Raw genomic sequence first — 12,823 nt, forward strand, 5'->3', positions numbered from 1 at the left:
GCCTAACTAACTTAATACCATCAAGGTTTAGGGTTTAAAGATAAAAGCACTGATAAAATAAATACGAACTAAAAAACGAAAGCAATCCACATGAGAAAACATATTGTAGCAGGAAATTGGAAAATGAACAATGATTTGGCACAAACCGAAGATTTGGTTTCAGACTTAAAAAAACAAAGCAAAACTTCAGATGCAGAGGTGATGATTGCCCCAGCAACTACTAATCTGTGGCATGCATTTCAATCAGTGCGAGAGGACGATATTGAAGTGATTGCACAGAACATGCATTTTGCTGAAAATGGAGCCTATACTGGTGAGGTAAGTGCAAGCATGCTTAAAAGTATTGGTATTAAAACCGTGATTTTAGGTCATAGTGAGAGACGTGCTTATTTTAATGAGACAGATGCCTCCTTGGCTAAAAAAGTAGATGCCGCTTTATCTAATGATATGCGCGTCATTTTCTGCTTTGGCGAAGAATTGGCAGACCGTAAGTCTGGTAATGAAGCCACTGTGGTAGAGAGTCAAATTAAAAATGCATTGTTTCACTTAGATGCAGATGCTTTTGAGCATATTGTTTTAGCTTACGAGCCAGTTTGGGCTATTGGTACAGGAGAGACAGCCAGCCCAGAGCAAGCACAAGACATGCACGCCTTCATTAGAAAGACCTTGTCTAACAAATATGGAAATACCGTTGCCAACAACGTATCTATTCTCTACGGTGGTAGCGTAAAACCCAACAATGCTAAAGAGATTTTTGGCAAGCCAGATGTTGATGGCGGACTCATAGGAGGTGCTTCTTTAAAAGCAGAAGATTTCTATGCCATTGTCAACGCGTTTTAATATCATAACGTTACAGACGTTAATCACTAAATAAAGATATCAAGTGTAACTAGACGGTTTTGTTCTCAGCAGAACAAAGCTCTAGGGACACTTTTTTTAAATTCTAATGCTTATAAATACCATGTCAAACCCTATATATCTAGGCTATTATTTTAAGGTAGAACCCCTACAACCAACAACCGATATTTTAATTGCAGAATTAGGTGCGGCTGGTTTTGAGAGTTTTGTAGAAACTGAAGAAGGCGTTTCTGCATACATTCAAAAAGAGGAGTGGCATGATGCCATATTAGAGGATGTTGACATCTTAAAGTCATCAGAATTCAAAATCAGTTTTACTTTAGAGGAAATTGAACAAACCAATTGGAACAGTGAATGGGAAAAGAACTTTCATCCCATTATTGTAGATGACAGGTGCTCCGTGCGTGCGCCTTTTCACGAGAAACCCCAAACAGAGTATGATATCATAATAGAACCAAAAATGAGTTTTGGGACAGGGCATCATGAAACCACCCACATGATGATTCAGCATATTTTGAATACCGATTTAAAAAATCAAAAGGTATTGGATATGGGCTGTGGCACTGGTGTTTTGGCCATTCTAGCCGAAATGAAAGGCGCACAACCCATAGATGCTATTGATTATGACAATTGGTGCTATTTAAATAGTTTAGAAAATGCCGAACGCAACAATTGCGCACAGGTTACCGTTTTAGAGGGAGATGCAGTGCTCTTAGAGGGTAAGCATTATGATGTGATTATTGCGAATATCAACAGAAATATCTTACTAAATGATATGGAGGTTTATGCGAAGGCTTTAAACAATGACGGACTCCTATTTTTAAGTGGATTTTACAATGAAGATATTCCAATTATTGAAGCCGAATGTAATAAATACAATCTAAATCGCGTTGAAACTTTAGAACGAAACCATTGGGTAGCTTTAAAGTTTGAAAAATAATTCGTTATCTTTAATGTCATGATTTCGAAGCTAGTCTAGAAATCTGACGAACAAAAAAAAAGTAGTTGTATATGAATTCTGAAAACCTATATGCTCACCTTCTTCAAGTTTCCGAAGAATTTAGAGACAGCACAAAAGAACAGGTAAAAGAAGAAACTCTTTTAGATACCTTAGAGCAACCGCTCAATGAAATTGTGCTTTTTAACGATGAGGTCAACACGTTTGACCATGTCATCGATACCTTAATGTACGCCTGCGAGCATACGCCAGAACAGGCTGAGCAATGTTCTATTATTGTACATTATAAAGGTAAATGCACCGTTAAGACGGGAAGCTATGATGATCTTGAACCACGATGCTCCATGCTACTGGAAGCGGGGTTGAGTGCAGAGATTGTATAGCGCATCCATTTTATAAATGCTCTAGCCAGCACTTAATCTTTACGTTTATAATAGCATGTTGTGATGTGCGTACCAAAATATTGGTGTAGCGCTTTACTAGATGTGCCTATTCAATTTTAAAAAGCCAAGCTAATAATGAAAACTAAACTGTGTTTCATCACTATCCTCGTGATCTTCATCGCAAGTGTTTCTGCCCAAAACAAGATTGAATATATAACAGAAACAGACATCCCATATTATAGCACAAATGAGATGAAAGCTGATGCGTACATGAACAGCATGTGCGTTGTAGATTTATATTACCCTACCAACATTAAGAATTTCCCAACAATTGTTTGGTTTCATGGTGGAGGCTTAACTGGCGGGAATAGGGAAATCCCGGAATACCTTAAAGATAAAGGAGTTGCTATTGTTGGAGTAGAGTATCGGCTCTCACCAAATGTCAAAGGGGCAGATTGTATTAAAGACGCTGCGGCGGCAACAAGTTGGGCCTTTAAGAACATTGAAAACTATGGAGGCAATACCTCGCTAATTTTTGTCTCAGGAATGTCTGCTGGAGGTTATCTGGCTTATATGGTGGGCTTGGATCAACGTTATTTAGCGGCTCACAATATAGATGCCAATCAAATTGCAGGGTTAATCCCGTTTTCTGGCCATGCCATTACACATTTCACTATAAGAAAGGAGATGGGAATTCCCGGAGAACAACCCATTATTGACGCTATGGCGCCACTGTATCATGTAAGAGCAGATGCACCTCCAATGCTAATTATCACTGGAGATAGAGAGTTGGAGTTGCTTGGTAGGTATGAAGAAAACGCCTATATGATGCGTATGATGAAGATTGTCGGTCACAAGCAGGTTCGCATCTATGAAATGGATGGCTGTAACCATGTACAAATGATGTATCCTGCATTTCCATTACTCTATCGCGAAGTCAAGGCAATAACTAAGTCGCTATTGGAAAAACAGTAAGCACTTTAAATTAACAGATCACTCCTCTGATTTATGGAATTTCTTGACGCCCGCAGTGACATCGGTATCTAAATAATTACGTCGCGGTACAATTGGGCAAGAGTATTTTTCATTATAAGCGCAGTAAGGATTATAAGCCGTATTAAAGTCAACAATTAGGGTGTCACCCTCAGGGATACTGAGGTCAATATAACGTCCGCCTCCATAAGTGCTATCGCCATTGGTATTGTCTAAGAACGGTAGAAATAAATAATCTTCAAATCCTTCTTTGGTCATCAACTCTTGGCCTTGATACAGCTCTAATTGGTAAGCTGTTCCCTTAAGTTCAAAATTTAAAATGCCATACACCCGTTCTTGAGACAAACGGTCTGTTGTTGTTTTCATTTTAAACCACTTAGAGTCTGGAGTGCGTTCGATTGAGGCCGTCACAACAAAGGCAGAATCAAATGCAAAAAAAACGAGACCTTCAAAATGCTCACGATCTTTCTTCTTTAAAGGCGACGTTGTAGCATCTTTATATTCGGCATTTAGTTCTTTTTGAAAGGGAGTATCCCCTAAAATTGGTTTTTTTTCTTGGGCACAACTAACAGTAAATACTAGGAGCAAGGCAATTAATAGGAATTTCATTGGTGAAGGATTTGATTTCAAAAATACAACATAAACAAATTTTTCATAATTTTGGAGCACATTTAAACGCGATCATGCAAAATTGTTACGTCAAATATACTCAAAGAACAGCATCTATTTTTAGGTGTCGGGCATGTTATATCTGGTGTTAACGTAACGTTTTCTATCACATACTAAAAAGTCCGATGCCAACAAGCATAGGACTTTTTTCTTTTATAAACCAACCAAAACAATCAACCCATCAAAAATGAAACCTTTACATGTCATCCGTAACCGAATCCTGATTCCGTACTATAATGCGTTCACCGGATTGTCTAAAGAAGTTTGGTGGCTTGCCTTGATCACCTTGATCAATAGAGCAGGCACTATGGTGATTCCATTTTTGTCCCTGTACCTAACCAATAGCTTAAGTTTCTCTTTCAACGATGTGGGCTGGATCATGTCTGCTTTTGGTTTGGGGTCTGTGGCAGGATCTTGGTTTGGAGGAAAATTAACCGATAAGATTGGGTATTACAAAGTGATGGCATTTAGCTTATTTGCCACGGGAATTTTGTTTGTATTGCTGCAGTTCATGACAACTTTTTATACATTTTGCTTTGGTATTTTTGTTGTGATGGCTTTTGCAGACATGTTTCGTCCTGCAATGTTTGTGGCTTTAAGTGCATACAGTAAGCCAGAAAATAAGACCAGATCACTCACTTTGATTCGCTTGGCCATTAATTTGGGGTTCTCGGCGGGTCCTGCAGTGGGCGGACTCATTATTACAACCATGAGTTATGGCGGACTCTTTTGGGTAGATGGCATCACTTGTGCTTTGGCCAGTATCGTGTTGCTGTATACGCTGAGTCCAAAGAAAGCGAAGGTGTTAGATGTGGTTAAAAACGAAACGCCTGATAGTGCTTACAAGGATAAAGCGTTTCTTATCTTTTTAGTGGTAATGGTACTTTTTGGGGTGATATTCTTGCAATATTTTTCTACTGTTCCTATTTATTATAAAGAAGAAAAATCAATGACCGAACTGGAAATTGGACTGCTTTTGGGCCTCAATGGGTTTTTGATTTTTCTATTGGAAATGCCGCTCATCAAATGGTTGGAAGGTTCAAGATATACCCAAACAGGACTCATGCTTTTTGGAGCCATAATGACGGGACTAAGCTTTGTAGTGCTCAATCTAACAGGGTGGATGGGTATTATCGTTGTGGGCATGTTATTTATGACCCTTGGCGAAATGATCACCTTTCCGTTTTCTAACGCATTTGCCTTAACTCGTGCTAAAAAAGGAAATCAAGGAGAGTACATGGCGCTATACAGCATTTCGTTTTCAATCTCCCATATTTTCGGACATAACTCAGGGCTGCAACTTATAGGCAGGTTTGGTTTTAACAACACCTGGTATTTCATGACGATTTTAGCAGGCATTTGTGTATTTTTATTAATCGTTTTAAAAAGCTACTTAAAGCAAGTATCTCAAAATTAGAAAGACAATGCGCATGATAGAAAAAGAGGTAATCATTATTGGTGCGGGCCCTATTGGAATAGCCTGTGCCCTAGAGTGTCAAAAGAGAAATATCGATTATGTGGTTCTAGAGAAAGGAGCTTTAACAAATTCATTATTCAACTATCCGTTGAACATGACCTTTTTTTCCTCTTCGGAAAAATTAGAAATTGATAAGATTCCTTTCATCAGTAATAATCCAAAACCCACCAGAAATGAGGCTTTAGAATATTACAGGAGAGTCACGACCTCTAATACACTTCAAATCAATTTGTACGAGCAGGTATTTTCCGTAGAAAAAGAAGGCGATCGCTTTCATGTAAACTCTGATAAAAACCAATACATGGTACATAATGTCGTAATCGCTACCGGCTTTTATGATATTCCCAATCTGTTGAATGTAAAAGGGGAAGCGCTTCCAAAGGTATTTCATTATTACAAAGAAGCACATCCTTATACCCTTCAAGATATTGTAGTGGTTGGCGCAAGTAACTCGTCTGTAGATGCTGCTCTTGAGATTTATCGTAAAGGCGGAAATGTGACTATGGTAGTAAGAGGGTCTCAAATAGGAGAACGTGTAAAGTACTGGGTAAGACCAGACATCATAAACCGAATTGAGGAAGGAAGTATCAAGGCGTATTTTGATTCGGAAATCACAGAGATTCGAGATCATGACATCACTATAAAAACTCCTGAAGGGCATGAGACATTTCATAACGATTATGTGATTGCACTAACGGGTTACAAGCCCAATTTTCAATTTTTGAAAAAAGCAGGAGTGACCTTTTCTGAAGACGAGAAACACATCCCAACCTATGATGATAAGACCATGGAGACCAATGTAAAGGGCTTGTATTTGGCAGGTGTAATCTGTGGCGGGATGGAAACCCATAAATGGTTTATAGAGAATTCAAGAATTCATGCTAAAATGATTGTCGATCACCTTGAAAGCAAGGCAACACAAAACGTAGCAGAAGATAAAAAGCAACATGAGACTATTTGAAAAATGGGAGAAACTGCCCATCTTTAAAAAAGCAATGGAGATCCAAAAGTTGGTAGATCATATCGCCGAAGCTGTAGAGGCATCTGAAATTGATTTTGAAAAGGAAATTGAAGCCGAAATGATACAATGCAACGTGAATTACATGCGTGATAATTCGCTTATAATTCCTGCAAAGATTGCGGGTGCAGCAAGTGAGGAAATGCTGTACGACATACGTATGGAAAATGCTGCCATTATCAGAAAGTCGGCGAGAGAGTTAATTACAGATGCTCGTGGCATTCAAATGCACGGATTTAAAGACGTAGAATATCTCGACCTCTTGAGAGATGCAGTAGAGGAGTTCAGAGTACTTTTTGCAGAGTGGGTAAAATCTTTTGACCAGTGGCATTACATTACCGATCGTTGGGGACTTTTTAATCCACCAGGCGTTAATTATGATGATCCAGATCCCGATGGGGACCTGCCTTTCGATTCCGACGATTTTTCCGACGATTAGTGACAAGGCTTCTTTCGGTAGCTCTTACATTAGAGCAGTTATTTGCTCAGCGGTTTGACTTCATTGTGCTTAATTACACGAGACAGTACAATTTGTGTTTTGGTTTCACCGTAAACAATGAGTTGGTCAATAAAGGTCTCTAAATGCTTTTGGTTTTTTAGTACTACTTCCATCACAATATTTTCATTACCAGTAATGCGATAGCAATTGATCACTTCGTCGTAGGTTTTTACCTTTTCTAAAAAAGGTTTTAACATGCCCATAAAAGCTCTTAATGTAATGAGGGCTTTGAGTTGGTAGCCAACGGCAAACGGACTTATAAGCGTGTTGTAGCTTTCTATAATGCCAGCATCCTCCATTTTTTTAATACGTTCGGAGACCGCTGGAGAGCTAATCCCAACTTGCCTTCCGATTTCAGCATTAGACTGTCTGGCGTTTTGTTGGAGACATTTTAAAATTTTCCAATGGAGGGTGTCAATTTGCATTTAAAGTATTTTTAAAATAAAAATTAATATTTAAATCAAATATACAATTTTGCTTTAATAGTTAAAGTAAGTTGTCATTGCTTGTTACTAAATTTGTTACCCTTGCTACCAAAAGATATGAGCTACAACATGACCTCCCATTTATCTGAACTGCCTATTTATCAAAAGGCTATGGATATTATTGTCTTGTCCCGTAGTATTTCGTCTTACATCAACCAAGATCTATCGTATTTACATCCCGACGGTCGCGAGGATGAGCACATTTACTTCTCTGGAGATATTATACAACAATCAGAATCATTAGCACCAGAAATTGAAAAGGCACAGGCAGAGCGCTGTTCTGAAAAAAAGAATATGCATTTGGCGTCTTTGGAACGCTTGACCCAACGTTTACATCTCAATTGCAATAGGTTAGAGCATTGCAATAGTAATGGGAGAGATTATCTACCCGTTCTTAGAAACGAGTTGCGTAAATTTAGAAAGTTGAAGCGGCATTGGATGTTGACGCTTTGATTTTTTAGAGTAGAATAGATAGTTATATTTTTTAAATTAAAAGTCTTACTACACAGCATAAAAAACCTCAATAGATCTAATCATATTGAGGTTTTAGTTATACTAAGCTAAATTAACTTTATATCATGTAGATAAAATGAGTTAATCAATCATCTGTAAACTGCCTTTATAAGAAGCGGTTATGGCGTTCCCATTTTCATCTTCAAGGTTAGCTACTATAACCTGGTTGTTACCAGATCCCGTAATAACTACAGTACCACTAACAGCGTTGAAAGATTCTCCGTTTTCAGTTTCAAAATTAAAATTAGTAACTGCCTCTGCAAATACCCAAGTAAATTCTGCTCTTTCATTGGCAAAAGTATAGGTTCCAGGTACAAGACCCGTTTCACTATTAGTATTTAAATCTAAATAGATAGCAGCTCCTGTTCCGGTAATAGTGCTGTTGGCAGCGTCTATTTCAACTCCATCCGAGAATAAGGTAACATCCCAGTCATAACTTCCATCTTCATTTATTCCCCATTCTTCTAAAATAGCCGTTTCAATCTCAAATTCTGTCCCGTCGATCGTGATGTTGTTTTCTGAACTTGAGCTTGAGTCGTCACCGCCATCATCATCTTTATTACAAGAGAAAGTGACTAGATTAAGTGCTAAAGCAAATAAGGCAATTAATTTTAAATTTTTCATTTGATTATGTTTTGTTGGTTTATGTTGGCGCGCAAATTAGGGATATTGAAAGAACAAAAGCAATAATTTTTCGTTTATTTACATTATGAGCTACAAAATCCCACTAGATGTCTTTGATTTTTGTATTTCATCGGCTTATTTGATTTATTATTTATAGAAGCTATAATAGGAATGTTAGCAGATTTTATTACTGTTTTTGACTAATACTTACAGATAAAGATTGAATAGTGAATTTCTTTTTCACTTTAAGAGCGAGAATTGGAATGTGTTGTGCTTGTATGTTGATATTTCAAGTTTTCCTTGAAAAAAATTTCAATTTATAAAAAGGAATCAGATCGATTTTATTAGTTAAATCTATGTGTCCAGTATCCGTTTGTCCTTGCGTATGAGTTTAGTTTGCGCACAACGGTGAATTAAAACCGATGCGTAAGTGCTGACAGAATACTATATACAATGCCCCCAATACATTTAAGTTCTAAGTATCCAAGTAAACCCTTATCTGAACCTTAAAACTAAAAGATACCACTACAGTTGTCGATTCTTAAAAATAAAAACCAATTACGATGCGCTAATCCTATACATCTTAATACTGACTTTCGTACTTTTGACGCTTTTGCCGAAAAACCCAAACGGAATAGGTGATAACCTTATAACGCCTCAACTTTAATAGCTTCTTACAGATGGAAATTTTAGACTGGATACAAGGTTGGTTTAAGTCTAATTGTGATGGCGATTGGGAAAAGGGAGAGGGCATCCAAATAACCACCTTGGATAATCCAGGTTGGGAAGTGGAAATTGACATCTCCAATACGTCTGTAGCCAATCTCAACTTAAGACCCATTCATAACCAAAAAGGAGCTCAAGATTGGTATGGCGTAAAAATTGAAAATCAAAAGTTTATTGCTGCAGGAGATGCCGGTAAGCTTGAATTTTTATTGGGTCTCTTTAAAGAGATGATAGAAACCATTGAAAATAGAAACGAATAGGCACTAGAGCACATCGTTTTTTCTCTTACCTCATTAACCAATTACCCTTCTATTTTAGCAGTTTTTAAAACTTTTATTTGGTATTAAAATCAAATAGTTAGAGTTAAGACCTTACTATAAGTTTCTTGAAATTCATAGGGTTCTTTTTTAAAAAACAGATTAAAACATAAGCTAAAGATAACGCCCAAATGGGCTAAGTTTTGGTGTCAGATGTTCTATTGCGCCAGAGACTAGGCCTTAATGAATTGGAGGTGCCTGATATTATTACTATTTTTGAAAAAAATCAAAGCGTTTTTTAGTTGCTTTAGTATCCAAATCCCATTCGGAGTTCTGCCGAATTTGCATAAAAGGGGTTTCAATCACCTTTATCGAGCCTACTGAAATTCAAAATTAAAATCAGTTTTTACCTAACTTTTTTGTTATCTATGAACCACGTTTTAAAATCAATACTCTTTTCTATTCTAATCACCTTTTCTGTTCTTAGTTTAAAAGCGCAAGAAGGTCAACCACAAGAAGAATTAGCGATTGACATTGAACTTATAAATCCTACCAGTACCATTAATGACGGGCAAATCGAAGTAACGGTCAAAGGTGGGAATCCACCCTATACCTATCAATGGTCTGATCAAGACACACCCTTAAGTGCGTCTAAAGCGAATGGGTTAATTGAAGGCGTCGCCCATTCAGTGACTGTCTCAGATGCTCAAAATCGTCAAGTGAGTAAATCCATGACGATAGAGGCCAGCTCTATTACCGAGAATTTTAATGCAAAGTTCAGCCCTATAGTTGAGGTCATGAGTGACGTGTTGTTTTGGGATCCTTTTGCTGCAGTAGGTCTCTATGATCCTGTTGTGTATACCGAAAAGGAGATGATCAAAACGCCTTTGTGGACGGCAACTACGGATAGTACCTTTGTTTTAAAAAAGAAATTGGTAAAAGACGGCGCCTTGGTAAAAGACGGTGACGATATCGCCATTATTTCAATAGCCGATGGTGCAGTGGTAACAGCCAAGGCAACCGCAGCTGGTACAGTTAATTTTAATGTAGCTGAAGGCAATGTCATTTTTAGCCCAAACAACACTAAAGATTTAATTGAGCAAGGGGCACAATATTTTGCAAGCATTTCTTTTGATGAAGAACAACCACTGTTATATCCAAATGGAGAGGTTCGTAAAAACCGAATTCCTTTTATTGTGATCTGGTTGATTTTTGGAGCGACCTTCTTTACGTTTAGAATGGGCTTTATCAATATTCGTGGCTTTAAACACGCTATAGATCTTGCCAAAGGAAAATATAGTGATCCCGATGCTCCAGGAAAAGTTACTCATTTCCAAGCTTTATCTACTGCGGTTTCTGCAACAGTTGGTTTAGGAAACATCGCAGGTGTAGCCGTAGCCATTTCCATTGGAGGAGCTGGTGCAACGTTTTGGATGATTTTAGCAGGCTTTCTTGGGATGTCCTCTAAATTTGTAGAGTGTACGCTTGGGGTGAAGTATCGAGAGATTAAAGCAGATGGTAAGATTTTTGGCGGACCAATGAACTATTTACAATACGGACTTGAAAAACGAAACATTAAGTGGCTAGGGAAGGCTCTAGCGGGAATTTTTGCGCTGCTTTGTGTTGGTGCTTCTTTTGGAGCAGGCAATATGTTTCAATCTAACCAGTCTTTTGAAATTATGGCGTCTCAATTTTCAGTGCTCGAAGGTCTGGGCTTTTGGTTCGGGATCGGATTAGCTGTTTTGGTGGGCATTGTCATTATTGGTGGTATTGAGAGTATTGCCAAGGTCACTGAAAAAGTGGTTCCTGTCATGGCCATAGTCTACGTTATTGCAGCATTAATCATAATTGGTATGAACTTTGGCAACGTTGGTGCCGCATTTTCTGCAATTTATAATGGAGCTTTAAATTCCAGCGCCTTAAAAGGAGGCTTTATAGGCGTGCTAATCATTGGTTTTCAAAGAGCCGCCTTCTCTAACGAGGCAGGTGTTGGTTCGGCCGCCATTGCTCATAGTGCCACTAAAACCCATAATGCACCTTCAGAAGGGTTTGTTGGGTTGATGGAACCTTTTATTGATACCGTTGTGGTATGTACGCTTACGGCCTTAGTCTTGATATTTACAGGGATGCACGAGGTGCCTGGGGTTACAGGTGTTAAATTAACAGCCAATGCCTTTGGGTCGGTCATCTCTTGGTTTCCTTATGTGTTAGCCATAGCAGTGTTTTTATTCGCCTTTTCTAGTATGATTTCTTGGTCTTACTATGGTATGCGCGGATGGACCTATCTCTTCGGAAAAACGAATAGATCTGAATTGACTTATAAAATTATATTTTTGGTCTTTGTAGTGGTTGGCGCCTCAGTAAGTTTAGGTGCGGTGCTAGATTTTTCAGATATGATGATTTTAGCCATGTCTGTTCCCAATATGATTGGCTTATATATCTTATCAGGTGAGGTTAGAAAGGATTTAGCCCACTATTTTGAGAAGAAAAAAGCAGGAACCTTAGCCCAGCCAGATCCAGAATAATCATCAAACAGAACGCTTTAGCAATAAGGCCATTTTCCGAAGCGCTTTTGAAAGTTCTAGATCGTTTTTTTAACCTTTAAAAGAGGATTGGTCAAATAAGTTAAAAAAGAATTTTTTTTGACTGTTTTTCAGTTTGTTTTCAGTAGTCTTGATCCTGAATGATTTTGCTCTTGGTATAGCTAAATCAAACCCAATGAAGATATAAAAGGGACTGTTCATCAACTCAGATACTATGGAAATTATAGCACTCAAACAAAGACAAGACAGTAACGAAAACTTAAAGATAGCGAGAGCATTTGTTCAATTTGAAACTTTAATTTCAGAATTAAAAAAAAGAGAACTTCCCGACCACATCGTGAATTTTGTAAATACCGCCGTTTCCAAAGTCAATAGTAGTTCGGAAGATGAGAAACCTTTCAGGAATCTACTTAAAACATCGCAAACGGCCGTCATACAAGAACTCGAAAAAGAGCTGAAGTTGGTCCCTAAAAATCATTATCGCAATAAATGGTTAGCAATTGGAATGGCTGTTTTTGGAATACCATTAGGTGCAGCTTTTGGAGCGATTATTGGCAATATGGGACTTATAGCACTAGGCTTACCTATAGGGATGGTGTTTGGAATGGCTTTAGGGTCAAAAATGGACGAAAAAGCAAGAGAAGAAGGCCGTCAATTGGACTTAGAAATAAAGTATTAAGCGCAGAAGATTACAAAGCACATCTTTTTAAATAATGAAGTGAAGTCATTCAATAAAAATAAAAATACAGAGGTCTTTTGTCAACACTGGATTTATTACATATAAAGTTTAGCGTTTAAATCCTATTTTGTAATTTAGTTT

14 protein-coding genes are annotated in these 12,823 nt (G+C 37.9%); 11 read left to right on the forward strand and 3 right to left on the reverse strand.

Annotated features, from left to right (window positions below; translation table 11 throughout):
* Positions 1-90 precede the first annotated feature (90 nt).
* From tpiA to P176_RS0115415, 4 genes are all read left to right on the forward strand, one after another.
* Positions 91-840: a triose-phosphate isomerase gene (gene tpiA, locus P176_RS0115400; RefSeq protein WP_026755546.1), complete on the forward strand. Its 750-nt coding sequence runs from the start codon at positions 91-93 to the stop codon at positions 838-840.
* Between the two features lie 121 nt (positions 841-961).
* Positions 962-1,798, forward strand: a complete 837-nt coding sequence (gene prmA / locus P176_RS0115405; RefSeq protein WP_026755547.1) for a 50S ribosomal protein L11 methyltransferase — start codon at positions 962-964, stop codon at positions 1,796-1,798.
* Positions 1,799-1,869: 71 nt separating this feature from the next.
* Positions 1,870-2,199 carry an ATP-dependent Clp protease adaptor ClpS gene (locus P176_RS19630; protein WP_051605529.1) on the forward strand — a complete coding sequence of 110 codons (330 nt, stop codon included), beginning with the start codon at positions 1,870-1,872 and terminating at the stop codon, positions 2,197-2,199.
* A gap of 135 nt (positions 2,200-2,334) precedes the next feature.
* Positions 2,335-3,174, forward strand: a complete 840-nt coding sequence (locus P176_RS0115415; RefSeq protein ID WP_026755548.1) for an alpha/beta hydrolase — start codon at positions 2,335-2,337, stop codon at positions 3,172-3,174.
* An 18-nt stretch (positions 3,175-3,192) separates the two neighbouring features.
* Here the strand turns inward: P176_RS0115415 and P176_RS0115420 are convergent, their stop codons facing one another.
* Positions 3,193-3,801, reverse strand: a complete 609-nt coding sequence (locus P176_RS0115420) for a DUF1684 domain-containing protein (protein ID WP_026755549.1) — start codon at positions 3,799-3,801, stop codon at positions 3,193-3,195.
* A 247-nt stretch (positions 3,802-4,048) separates the two neighbouring features.
* Between P176_RS0115420 and P176_RS0115425 the strand changes: the two genes are divergently transcribed.
* Genes P176_RS0115425 through P176_RS0115435 form a run of 3 tightly spaced genes read left to right on the forward strand, consistent with a single transcriptional unit; the run spans position 4,049 to position 6,795 of the window.
* Complete coding sequence (locus P176_RS0115425) at positions 4,049-5,278, forward strand: MFS transporter (protein ID WP_037348984.1); 1,230 nt, start codon at positions 4,049-4,051, stop codon at positions 5,276-5,278.
* A 13-nt stretch (positions 5,279-5,291) separates the two neighbouring features.
* Entirely contained in the window at positions 5,292-6,299 is a 1,008-nt protein-coding gene (locus P176_RS19635) for a YpdA family putative bacillithiol disulfide reductase (protein ID WP_037349367.1), read from the forward strand.
* A complete protein-coding gene (locus P176_RS0115435; protein WP_026755551.1) occupies positions 6,286-6,795 on the forward strand; it encodes a hypothetical protein in 510 nt (169 codons plus the stop codon). The genes P176_RS19635 and P176_RS0115435 overlap by 14 nt, the downstream gene beginning before the upstream one ends.
* 38 nt (positions 6,796-6,833) lie before the next feature.
* On the opposite strand, the gene P176_RS0115440 is transcribed toward P176_RS0115435, so the two are convergent.
* The gene (locus P176_RS0115440) at positions 6,834-7,280 is read right to left on the reverse strand and encodes an Lrp/AsnC family transcriptional regulator (protein ID WP_026755552.1); all 447 of its coding nucleotides are present in this window, start codon (positions 7,278-7,280) and stop codon (positions 6,834-6,836) included.
* Between the two features lie 102 nt (positions 7,281-7,382).
* Here P176_RS0115440 and P176_RS0115445 point away from each other — a divergent pair, with 102 nt between their 5' ends.
* Positions 7,383-7,793 carry a hypothetical protein gene (locus tag P176_RS0115445; protein ID WP_369793776.1) on the forward strand — a complete coding sequence of 137 codons (411 nt, stop codon included), beginning with the start codon at positions 7,383-7,385 and terminating at the stop codon, positions 7,791-7,793.
* Between the two features lie 141 nt (positions 7,794-7,934).
* On the opposite strand, the gene P176_RS0115450 is transcribed toward P176_RS0115445, so the two are convergent.
* Positions 7,935-8,477 carry a hypothetical protein gene (locus tag P176_RS0115450; protein WP_026755554.1) on the reverse strand — a complete coding sequence of 181 codons (543 nt, stop codon included), beginning with the start codon at positions 8,475-8,477 and terminating at the stop codon, positions 7,935-7,937.
* 680 nt (positions 8,478-9,157) lie between these two features.
* Here P176_RS0115450 and P176_RS0115455 point away from each other — a divergent pair.
* The 3 genes from P176_RS0115455 (at position 9,158) to P176_RS0115470 (ending at position 12,682) form a co-directional block, all read left to right on the forward strand.
* Positions 9,158-9,463, forward strand: coding sequence for an immunity 53 family protein (locus tag P176_RS0115455; protein WP_026755555.1), 306 nt, complete (start codon positions 9,158-9,160; stop codon positions 9,461-9,463).
* Positions 9,464-9,888: 425 nt separating this feature from the next.
* On the forward strand, positions 9,889-11,985 hold the full coding sequence (locus tag P176_RS0115460; protein ID WP_037348985.1) for an amino acid carrier protein: 2,097 nt from the start codon (positions 9,889-9,891) through the stop codon (positions 11,983-11,985).
* Between the two features lie 232 nt (positions 11,986-12,217).
* Positions 12,218-12,682 carry a glycine zipper family protein gene (locus P176_RS0115470; RefSeq protein ID WP_026755557.1) on the forward strand — a complete coding sequence of 155 codons (465 nt, stop codon included), beginning with the start codon at positions 12,218-12,220 and terminating at the stop codon, positions 12,680-12,682.
* The last annotated feature ends 141 nt before the right edge of the window (positions 12,683-12,823 follow it).

Origin of the sequence: Sediminibacter sp. Hel_I_10 (genome assembly GCF_000688335.1) — a bacterium.
Lineage (GTDB): Bacteria > Bacteroidota > Bacteroidia > Flavobacteriales > Flavobacteriaceae > Psychroserpens.

Excerpts from the sequence above, each read along its gene's own strand:
- tpiA (WP_026755546.1), top strand. The coding sequence starts at position 91 with ATGAGAAAACATATTGTAGCAGGAAATTGGAAAATGAACAATGATTTG.
- prmA (WP_026755547.1), top strand. The coding sequence starts at position 962 with ATGTCAAACCCTATATATCTAGGCTATTATTTTAAGGTAGAACCCCTA.
- P176_RS19630 (WP_051605529.1), top strand. The coding sequence starts at position 1,870 with ATGAATTCTGAAAACCTATATGCTCACCTTCTTCAAGTTTCCGAAGAA.
- P176_RS0115415 (WP_026755548.1), top strand. The coding sequence starts at position 2,335 with ATGAAAACTAAACTGTGTTTCATCACTATCCTCGTGATCTTCATCGCA.
- P176_RS0115420 (WP_026755549.1), bottom strand. The coding sequence starts at position 3,801 with ATGAAATTCCTATTAATTGCCTTGCTCCTAGTATTTACTGTTAGTTGT.
- P176_RS0115425 (WP_037348984.1), top strand. The coding sequence starts at position 4,049 with ATGAAACCTTTACATGTCATCCGTAACCGAATCCTGATTCCGTACTAT.
- P176_RS19635 (WP_037349367.1), top strand. The coding sequence starts at position 5,292 with ATGATAGAAAAAGAGGTAATCATTATTGGTGCGGGCCCTATTGGAATA.
- P176_RS0115435 (WP_026755551.1), top strand. The coding sequence starts at position 6,286 with ATGAGACTATTTGAAAAATGGGAGAAACTGCCCATCTTTAAAAAAGCA.
- P176_RS0115440 (WP_026755552.1), bottom strand. The coding sequence starts at position 7,280 with ATGCAAATTGACACCCTCCATTGGAAAATTTTAAAATGTCTCCAACAA.
- P176_RS0115450 (WP_026755554.1), bottom strand. The coding sequence starts at position 8,477 with ATGAAAAATTTAAAATTAATTGCCTTATTTGCTTTAGCACTTAATCTA.
- P176_RS0115455 (WP_026755555.1), top strand. The coding sequence starts at position 9,158 with ATGGAAATTTTAGACTGGATACAAGGTTGGTTTAAGTCTAATTGTGAT.
- P176_RS0115460 (WP_037348985.1), top strand. The coding sequence starts at position 9,889 with ATGAACCACGTTTTAAAATCAATACTCTTTTCTATTCTAATCACCTTT.
- P176_RS0115470 (WP_026755557.1), top strand. The coding sequence starts at position 12,218 with ATGGAAATTATAGCACTCAAACAAAGACAAGACAGTAACGAAAACTTA.